The organism is Myxacorys chilensis (assembly GCF_059505265.1).
Genome location: NZ_JCACKG010000128.1, coordinates 1 through 8,510, shown reverse-complemented (window position 1 = coordinate 8,510; position 8,510 = coordinate 1). Strand labels below are relative to the sequence as shown.

The 8,510-nt window shown below is 48.5% G+C and carries 8 protein-coding genes; 3 read left to right on the top strand and 5 right to left on the bottom strand.

The window, feature by feature from the left end:
- Positions 1-46: 46 nt before the first annotated feature.
- Positions 47-1,420 (bottom strand): hypothetical protein, encoded by a 1,374-nt coding sequence (locus tag AC5JLB_RS09970; RefSeq protein ID WP_495873680.1) that lies wholly within the window; start codon positions 1,418-1,420, stop codon positions 47-49.
- Between the two features lie 234 nt (positions 1,421-1,654).
- Here AC5JLB_RS09970 and AC5JLB_RS09965 point away from each other — a divergent pair, with 234 nt between their 5' ends.
- Positions 1,655-1,891, top strand: a complete 237-nt coding sequence (locus AC5JLB_RS09965; protein ID WP_495873679.1) for a photosystem II protein, Psb35-related — start codon at positions 1,655-1,657, stop codon at positions 1,889-1,891.
- Positions 1,892-1,993: 102 nt separating this feature from the next.
- Here the strand turns inward: AC5JLB_RS09965 and AC5JLB_RS09960 are convergent, their stop codons facing one another.
- Entirely contained in the window at positions 1,994-2,629 is a 636-nt protein-coding gene (locus AC5JLB_RS09960; RefSeq protein ID WP_495873678.1) for a hypothetical protein, read from the bottom strand.
- A gap of 118 nt (positions 2,630-2,747) precedes the next feature.
- Here AC5JLB_RS09960 and AC5JLB_RS09955 point away from each other — a divergent pair, with 118 nt between their 5' ends.
- On the top strand, positions 2,748-3,257 hold the full coding sequence (locus tag AC5JLB_RS09955; protein ID WP_495873677.1) for an inorganic diphosphatase: 510 nt from the start codon (positions 2,748-2,750) through the stop codon (positions 3,255-3,257).
- Positions 3,258-3,547: 290 nt separating this feature from the next.
- Complete coding sequence (locus tag AC5JLB_RS09950) at positions 3,548-4,390, top strand: MBL fold metallo-hydrolase (RefSeq protein ID WP_495873676.1); 843 nt, start codon at positions 3,548-3,550, stop codon at positions 4,388-4,390.
- A gap of 17 nt (positions 4,391-4,407) precedes the next feature.
- On the opposite strand, the gene AC5JLB_RS09945 is transcribed toward AC5JLB_RS09950, so the two are convergent.
- The 3 genes from AC5JLB_RS09945 to AC5JLB_RS09935 form a co-directional block, all read right to left on the bottom strand.
- The gene (locus AC5JLB_RS09945) at positions 4,408-5,469 is read right to left on the bottom strand and encodes an anthranilate phosphoribosyltransferase family protein (RefSeq protein ID WP_495873675.1); all 1,062 of its coding nucleotides are present in this window, start codon (positions 5,467-5,469) and stop codon (positions 4,408-4,410) included.
- Between the two features lie 95 nt (positions 5,470-5,564).
- Complete coding sequence (locus AC5JLB_RS09940; protein ID WP_495873674.1) at positions 5,565-6,515, bottom strand: LysR family transcriptional regulator; 951 nt, start codon at positions 6,513-6,515, stop codon at positions 5,565-5,567.
- Between the two features lie 184 nt (positions 6,516-6,699).
- Positions 6,700-8,046, bottom strand: coding sequence for a HEAT repeat domain-containing protein (locus AC5JLB_RS09935; RefSeq protein WP_495873673.1), 1,347 nt, complete (start codon positions 8,044-8,046; stop codon positions 6,700-6,702).
- Between the last annotated feature and the right edge of the window lie 464 nt (positions 8,047-8,510).

The following is an 8,510-nucleotide window of genomic DNA, read 5'->3' as shown; positions in this document are numbered from 1 at the left end:
AGCAATGGGCTACGCCCTAGAACGTTTTAAGTTTAATTCCGCCTAGCTACTTACTACTAGCTAACATGCTTCCATCAGGACTTAATGCCAGTGAAGTAACAGATTTTAAGTGCCCGTTGAGAGTTTGATAGAGCTTGCCATCGCGAAGATCCCATAGTTTGATGGTTGCATCTGAACTGCCGCTGATGAGCGTCTTTCCATCGGGAGTAATAAGGACAGAATTTACCCATCCCGTGTGCCCTGTAAGAACTTGAGGCGATGCCCATCCTTCTAAGTTCCAAATTCGGATGGTGCGATCGGCACTTCCACTAACAAGTCGTTTTCCGCAAGGACTGATTGCGATCGCAAAAACGGTATCTGTATGACCGTTGAGAGTCCGTTTTAGAATTCCAACGTCGGTGTGCCACAAACGAATCAACTTATCGGCACTGCTGCTTGCTATCATTCCATCCGAACTAAAGGCAAGGGAACTGACAAAACCTGAATGGCTAGACGATAGCCCCATACCCGTAAAAATATGGGAGAGCAATTTGGTCGTCAGTTTCCAACTCGTGACGGTTTGATCTAAGCCACCTGCTACTAACGTTTGACCGTTGGGACTAATGGCAAGAGCCAAAACTGGCTTAGCCAATAAAAATGTGTAAAGTTGTCTGCCTGTGTGCAAATCCCACCAGACAATCGTCCGATCGTCGCTGCCAGTGAATACGGTTTGACCATCCGGACTAAACGCGATCGCATTCACGGCCTCTGAGTGATGGTGGAGTGTATCGACCTCTATCCAACTATCTTTAGCAGCACTAACCTGAGCAGAAGATGATCTACCAATCGTTAATGTGCGTTTCTGTCGTTTTTGTCTCTGCACTTCTGCTTTCAGTCTTTGCAATTCACCATCAACATCAAAGTTTTTGAAGCGATGAATGAGGTCATCTTCTGCAAACGTTAACTCCAACAAAGCGTCAGTGTAAGCTGATTGATAGAAAAAATCGTTGTTAATTCTCGCTTCCATTCGAGAAAACGCTTGAAATGCAAGTTCAGGGCTACCTCCGTCCAGCATTTTGATTGCGCTATAGATGCCGAGTCCAACTACTCCTCCAACCGTGCTCATCGCTCCGATGCCCAGTCCAACTCCACCAAAGCTGCCGACAAGTCCAATTCCGCCAAACGTTGCAGAGAAGCTTGCTCCTCCGAGTGCGCCTACTCCCATCGCCGTCAGCGCCATTGGATCAGCGTCAACGATTCCTCGATAAGCTCCATATCCGGCTGCACCTGCGATCGCACCCGCTCCCACAAAGGCAGTTGACCCAACACCGATCGCAGTTCCACCACCTGCTATTCCGATGCCACCGATCGCACTCGAAAATCCTGCTCCTGCCAATGCACCTGCAACAACAGATGCTGCCCCGGTTTGTGCTGATGTCATGACGCTCCTTTTTCAGGCAATGCTTAGCTGTGATCGTAAAAACTATATTTTTAGCTATCCCAATCGAGACCGGGAGCTTAAAGAGATACAGGAGTACATTTCCGAGCGTTACTCACAGTTCCGGAAAGATTGCGCTCTTAAGGTAATCGCGGCTTGCTAGGAGAAACTTGCTTTTTTAACAAGGTTCTGTTACATTAATTTACATAACTAAATGAACTGTTACAGGAGGCGTCAATGCTAGTTATTCTTACAGCCCTTTTTGTGGTCGGTTGGGTCGCCGTTGCCCTAATTGGTTCTTTGACCTACTTTTTAGGTGAGCAGTCTAAGCCAATTCATGAGCGTAACTGGCGGTCTGAGTCATTTGAGAAGCTTTCCCAATCCATTACTGGAAAGAAAATTGACTTTAGCGATCGCGTCCCCGCTTTCACTGTGTCCGACGCCTACTCCAGCAATGGTTTACCCGATGCGTAGACGCTAATTTTAGATAAGACTATCTCTCTCCTAAAGTTACCCCTCACTTCTCCAGCCAGAAGTGAGGGGTTTTGTTGATTGCAATTTCTACAACGTTGCGCGTTATGTCGATCGCGCGAGGGCTTTAAGAACTTGAAACAACTGCTCAGCCCGCTCCAGATTGATCAAATTCACTTCTGGCAAAATTTGATAAATTACGGGGCTGCCAGCTTGCAGATAAATGAACCAATAGCCAATTCCGTTAGTCGTTAATCCCCAAACGGTGTCTTGCCTCTGCAAACTTGTGTAGGCATAAGTCAGCAATTGGGGTAAACCGGCTAGCGATTCAACCGTGCTGTTTTTAGATTCGATTACCAGCATCCAGAAGAACGGAGCCGCACTATTAGAGCGATCGGCGGCAAGGATATCTAGGCGTCCTCTAATTTGGACATCCTCATCTTCCGTGATGATTTCAGCAATGTCCTGTTCTAACGATAGTTTGATCGGTTGCTGATAAAAGCCTGCTAATCGTAGCAAGGGAGCCAACGCTAATAGCTTGACTTGTCCTTCTGAAACCTTTCCTAAACTTAAGTAATCTTGAAAGTCCCGCGAGATTTGAGCCACTTCTCGCTGTTCAAATTCTGTTAGCGGCTCCAAGTTGAGTAACGACGTGAAAGCAAGCCCTTCAAATCGTCGTTCTATCGGTAATAGCTGGTGAACTTCTAGCAGCGTTAGGTCTTTTGCGTTCAGAATTGTCATAGTTTTAGCGATCGACAGCCTGATTCCCCTGAAATAAATTTTAGGACAAAGCATTAGGCTTGCCCTCTTCCCCTACAATGCTTTACCAGACCACGAAAATTTCGCTTGGAGAACCGCAGTGGATTTATCTCGCATTCCTGCTCAACCAAAACCAAACCTGATCAATGTTTTGATTGAAATTCCCGCAGGGAGTAAGAATAAGTACGAATTTGATAAAGATATGAACGCCTTCGCCCTCGATCGCGTTCTGTATTCATCGGTGCAATATCCTTATGACTACGGCTTTGTGCCGAATACGTTAGCAGATGACGGCGATCCGCTAGATGGCATGGTGCTCATGGATCAACCCACGTTTCCAGGCTGTATCATTGCAGCGCGTCCGATTGGTATGCTGGAAATGATTGATGGCGGCGATCGCGACGAAAAAATTCTGTGTGTGCCAGACAAAGATCCTCGCTACGTCAATGTGAAGTCGCTCAATGACGTTGCCCCTCATCGCTTAGAGGAAATCGCTGAATTCTTCAGAAGCTACAAAAATCTTGAGAAGAAAGTCACTGAAATTTTAGGTTGGCAAGACGTAGATAAAGTCATGCCTCTCGTTGAACAATGCATCAAAGCAGTTAACTAGACTTCAATCCATAGCAAACCGAAAAGGCTTGGGGTTACTCCCAGGCCTTATTTTTATGTAGAAAAATACAACTATTATTGGTATCGATCAAACCGAAATGGGTAGCATAAAGGCTAACAACGCCGTGCGTTAGCCGCGTTTCCTTTGAGGAGTTGCGCTCTGCGCTAATCGCTGGCAATTCATGGCACATCATCTATTCTGTTTAGGGATAAGGCATTCGATGCTAATGCCACCCTCCCGAACCCTATTCGTCAATTCAGTAAACGCCTGAAACCAGCTTAGAGTTAGATATGACCCAAATTTCAGACTTTTTGATTCAATTTTGGGGCGTCCGAGGAAGTATTGCTGTCCCTGGTAGCGATACGGTACGTTACGGCGGCAATACCTCCTGTGTCGAAATGCGGGTCGGTGGAAAACGCCTGATTTTCGATGCAGGAACCGGATTGCGAGTTTTGGGTAAGCAATTGCTCAAGCAAATGCCGGTTGAAGCGTACATGTTTTTCTCCCACTCCCATTGGGATCACATTCAAGGCTTTCCATTTTTTGTGCCAGCGTTCATTCCAGGCAATCGCTTCCACATTTATGGTGGCATCGCACCGACCGGAGCAGGCATGAAGCAACGACTGAGCGATCAGATGCATCATCCTAATTTTCCGGTTCCCATGCAAGTGATGCAGTCGGAGATGAAGTTCACTGATTTAATGCCGGGAGATACCGTTCAATTGGATGACATCGAGATCGAAACAGGCCCATTGAATCATCCCAACACGGCGCTCGGATACCGAGTGACGTGGCAAGGAAAGACCGTTGTCTATGCTACAGATACCGAGCATTATCCCGATCGCATTGATGAAGATGTCGTGCATCTCTCTCGCAACGCGGACGTGTTGATTTACGATGCTTGCTACACCGACGACGAATACTACGATCCGAAGGCGTCTAAAGAAGGCTGGGGACACTCGACTTGGCAGCACGCCTTAAAAGTGGTGGAAGCAGCAGGAGTGAAGAAGGTAATCATGTTTCATCACGACCCGAACCATGATGATGATTTCTTAGATGCCGTTGAAGCAGAAGTCCAAACCGCCTATTCCAACAGCATCTTGGCGCGAGAAGGCATGATTGTGCCTGTGTAGTGATTGCCGTGCGCTCATCACACTTTCACTGAACCCAGTGCATCTACCGTTGCAATCACTTGCTTGAGTTTCTGAGCCACGATACCTTGGCTCAATAGGTCTGCTGCTGTGGAGAATCCGGTTTCTAAATTAGGGCAAACGCCACACTGCCAAAGGTAGAATCCGCTGTTCCAAAGGGCAGCTTGTTGAAAGTCTGAGGGATCGCCCCGCAGAACGGAGATTATTTGAGAAATCAGGTCGGGAGTTGGCGTGAGCGGCAGTTCTTTCGCAGCGAAACCAGACTCGCGAGGCACTAAGTGTAGGCGATCGAACTCAGAGTGAGGCTTTTTGTTGCCAATAATAGCCGTGCGATCGCGCGGTAAATCACAACTGCCTTCTAATCCTTTCACTGTCGTGAAGCGTTCTGTTCCGCGCATCGCAAAGGCATCTTGGAACATCTTCTCAGTGGGCGGATGCACAAATCCACACACCAAATGAGCATCACCAGCGTAGGGCGACCACATCAGTTCTAGCGTTGCAAAGGGAGGACGTTTGCCAATTTCCTCCCGGTAAGTCACCAAGCCTTGAGCTAACGGAAAATGAGTCGGCAGGTAGACAAAGCCGAGTTGAACGGTTTGGAGCACTTGGTGAACTTGCTCTAGGGTTAACTGTTCCCACCGGACGCCTAAGCCCTGCCAAAGATCAATCAGGGGCACACCTTCTTTCGTGGGCATGCGATCGCCGCCGTGTTGAACCACGGGAACGCCTGCGGCAGCCAAGACGAGAGCCGTCAGCGGGCTGGTCGGCGCGGTCCGCGATCGCCCATCATAAGGAATGCACATCACGGTTACAGGATAGGCAGATTCAATCGATTGCAGTCTAGGTCCTAATTCTTCATAGGCATCTAGCATACCTGCCAATTCTTCTCCGGTAGGGCGCTTGATCCGGTGAGCAATCATAAACGCGCCAATTTGAGCAGGAGTGGCTTCTTGCAGCAGCATCATGCGAGTGGCAGCCGCTGATTCGGCACGGGTTAAGTCTTCGCTGGTGTGGGGGCCACTCCCGACTTTTTTAAGTAGTTCTCGAAATGCCTGGCTCATAGTTTGCCCCGCGATCCTTTGAAGTTTAGCAGAGCCAATTGCTCTGCCAACAGTACAAATATAGGATCCGTCAGTATAGCGGATCAGGCCACTCCCTAAAGTTCTGCAAGAGCAGTTGATGACAAGGTTTGATAGTTTTCTGACAAAAAGCCTTGAGCGGCCATCACATCTTGCACCAGCGCTCTAAAGCGGCGAATCGGCGGAATCAGCAGCCGATCTTGCGTTGTGACGAGAACAACCTGCCGAATCAGTGAGGGATCGCTGGTTGGACGCATTGCCAAGGTGGGGTCGTGCTGGACATCCTGAATGGCCCCTTGGGGAAGAAGGGCAATCAGTTCTCCTTGTCTGACAATCCCGCGAAAGGCATCGAGGGTATTGAGTTCGAGCACCGCTTTGAGATCTGCGCCTTGCCGTTGGAATTGTTCTTGGACTAAACGCTGCATTCCGTAGCCGTCTTTGAAGACCACTTGGGGATACTTCACCAGTTCTGACCACGGTACTTGAGCAAACTTGGTGAGGGGGTGATCGGCTGACATCAACACGCGGACGGGTTCGTCGTAAAGCTGATCCACCACCAGGTCTGGACTGGTTGTAAGAAAGCGATTGTTCATGACGATCGCGACATCAACTAAGCCATCTTTAAGAACTTTGAGGGCGCGATCGCTGCCCAACGATGTGACGCGCAGTTGAACCTCTGGATGTTCTTGACAGAAGCGTTGCAGGATGGGTGGTAAATGAAACGCGCACACTGAATGAATGGCAGCAATGCACAATTCGGGCTGCTTACCAAGGCGCAGCTCTTCGAGTTCGCGGTTGGCGTTTTGCCACTCTTGCCAAATCCGGCGAGCGCGAGGCAGAAATTGCTCTCCCGCAATGGTTAATTTTGCTTGAGCGGTGCGATGCAATAGTGGCAATCCTAATTCAGTTTCCAGTCCTTGAACCTGACGACTGATTGTGGATTGAGTCACGTTGCACGTTCGAGCGGCTTGCTGAAAGCTGCCCGTATCCGCCACGGCCAAAAACGCCTGCACCTGCTCTAATCGCATGTGTTATGAAAATCACCTTTTCAGTGACTGTAACGGATTTAGATTCACACTTTAGTAAGAATAGATACAAGACGATTTGCAGTTTGTGATTTGTCGGGCATTGCTGATTCACTCGCTACAATTCGTTGAAACTTGACAGTACCGTTTCCTCTAGAGTGGAGCTAATTGTACATCCAATCTTTAATTAAGCGGAATGAATATTCCATTCTTGAAGCGCGATCGCAACCCCTTCCCTCAATTCTGCTGGCAGTGCTGTCTTAGAAAGATCTGCTAACGCTTGGTGAGCTACTGTTGGATTGATCATTTTGAGCGCAGAAATAACATGCAGTTGAACGCCAATATCAGGATCAGCCAGGAGATGAATGAGCGGATTAATGGCACACGGATCGCTGAGCTGACCCAAGGACAGCGCGATCGCTTGTCGTGCGGTTGCAGTTGTCGCAATAGAATTTTGATTTAAGACATCAAGTAAGATTTGCGTTGCTAGACCTTTGAGAACGGTATCGTCAAGGCGTCCTAATGCTGTCACCATCTCGAGCCGGACTCCATCCGGCAGTGCAAGCCCGCTTAATGCTTGACGAATCTGGTTTAAGGCTTCTAGTTGATTAGTCCAAACCAACGCACGAGTAATCTCAATCGATAAGCGTTCCGGGGTGTGAGGCGATCGCAAGACATCAGATAGCGCTTCGATTGCTTCTACCGTTCCGATCCGACTCAGTGCGATCGCGCTTTGACAACACACCTCGATATTCAAATCTCGCAAGAGAGGATGCAGATGTGCCACCACGTCTATGTCACCCATGTCGTCGGGCGTACAAAATCCTAAAGCAGACACGGCGGCTCGTCGAACGGGAGCCGCGAGATCGCTCAGCGCTTGGACTAATGCGTTTGTAATCTGCGGCGAATGGAAACTGCCCAGAGATTCGACTGCGATCGCTCTAACTTGCGCGTCCGCATCGTTCACCATACCTAGCAAGACTGGAACGGTTTCAGAGTGGCGAATGTGCCCCAAGGTTTGAACGGCGAATAAGCGAGTCGAATCGTCACTCAGCAACTCCGCCAACACTGGAATGGTCGGTTTTCCAATCTGAGCAAGCGCGGTTACAGCCATCCCCTTGAGTTCCTCATTGTCAGAAGTTTTTAGCACTTCAATGAGAGCGATAATGACCTGTGAATGGTTAAACTCGCCCAAAGCGCGAACTGCAAACCATTGCGCGTCAGGATCAGCGTCTTCGTCTTGAAGAAGATCAATGAGAGGCGCAATCACCTTCGGAACCTGCGAATCGCCAGCATTCATGCTAAATGCCGGAAACAGTTTGACAATCTCCCAGCGCTCTTGAAAGCTACCAAACTTCAGAACTTGAAACACCAGGTCAAGAAGACTAGCGGTTTGAGAATCGGTAAAGCAGGAGCCTTGGGCAGTGGGGGTTTCTTCGCCCAGCAACAGTTGTTGCAAGCATTGGTTTAGAAGTGCCCAATCTTCAATCTGAGATGCGTGCTGCGCTTGGTCTAAAAGCTCTTGGTAACTCATCTGCACAGTAGATTGCCTGGAGTAGATTGCCTAGAGTAGATTGCTGATTAATTTGCCTTATAACAGCACAGCGTTCTTGCAACTTGAAGTGTGGCTAAACTATTGCTTTGTCCCGTAAGGGATGAAGTTAGGATAATCGTTCTTTCATCCCCCGTTGCGAAGCGTTGCCGCAGGCATCCCTTTTCAGACACATCAATCCGAATTCGACAGTAGTATGCCAAGTCAGAAAATGCCAAGTTCAAAAAATCGACGCATTTGCTGAACTCACTTTGCCACATCCAGCCCCAATTTGCTATGCGCTAAACGAGGCGATTCGATAAGTTTGACCCGCTCAAGTTAGAGCATCTAGTCTACTGAAGTTGGGGTGGGTATGGCCAAAGGCTTGTTTAACAGTTTTTTAAGGACGTGAATCTAGGTTGTGTTGACATTTCAGCGAAGTTCAATCAGCAAGGCAGTGAAATAAA

Coding starts and splice junctions, on each gene's coding strand:
- AC5JLB_RS09935 (WP_495873673.1), bottom strand. CDS start 8,046: ATGAGTTACCAAGAGCTTTTAGACCAAGCGCAGCACGCATCTCAGATT.
- AC5JLB_RS09950 (WP_495873676.1), top strand. CDS start 3,548: ATGACCCAAATTTCAGACTTTTTGATTCAATTTTGGGGCGTCCGAGGA.
- AC5JLB_RS09945 (WP_495873675.1), bottom strand. CDS start 5,469: ATGAGCCAGGCATTTCGAGAACTACTTAAAAAAGTCGGGAGTGGCCCC.
- AC5JLB_RS09940 (WP_495873674.1), bottom strand. CDS start 6,515: ATGCGATTAGAGCAGGTGCAGGCGTTTTTGGCCGTGGCGGATACGGGC.
- AC5JLB_RS09960 (WP_495873678.1), bottom strand. CDS start 2,629: ATGACAATTCTGAACGCAAAAGACCTAACGCTGCTAGAAGTTCACCAG.
- AC5JLB_RS09970 (WP_495873680.1), bottom strand. CDS start 1,420: ATGACATCAGCACAAACCGGGGCAGCATCTGTTGTTGCAGGTGCATTG.
- AC5JLB_RS09965 (WP_495873679.1), top strand. CDS start 1,655: ATGCTAGTTATTCTTACAGCCCTTTTTGTGGTCGGTTGGGTCGCCGTT.